Source organism: Burkholderia sp. SIMBA_062 (assembly GCF_046534765.1).
Lineage (GTDB): Bacteria > Pseudomonadota > Gammaproteobacteria > Burkholderiales > Burkholderiaceae > Burkholderia > Burkholderia ambifaria.
On sequence record NZ_JAWRYD010000580.1, the window covers coordinates 1 to 240 of the forward strand.

The 240-nt window shown below is 55.4% G+C and carries 1 pseudogene; it reads left to right on the forward strand.

Features of this window, described 5'->3' with window-relative positions:
* Positions 1-16: 16 nt before the first annotated feature.
* Positions 17-240 (forward strand): annotated as a pseudogene (locus tag SB786_RS37515) (alpha/beta hydrolase); the annotation flags it as partial.

Here is a 240-nt window from a genome sequence, read left to right on the forward strand (position 1 = left end):
GCCGGACAAGGACACCATGGCATGGGTCAATGCCAAGACCTACGACATGATCTTCACTCAGCCAGTGATCACTGAATTTGGTGACTTTACTGTCCCGGTCAAATTGATCATTGGTACACGTGACAGAACCGCACCCGGGCGCAACTGGAAAAAGGAAGGCGTGGAGCGGGAGCTGGGGCGCTATGACAAGTTGGGCAAGCACGCCGCAGCCTTGATCCCGGATTCCGAGTTGTTCGAGCT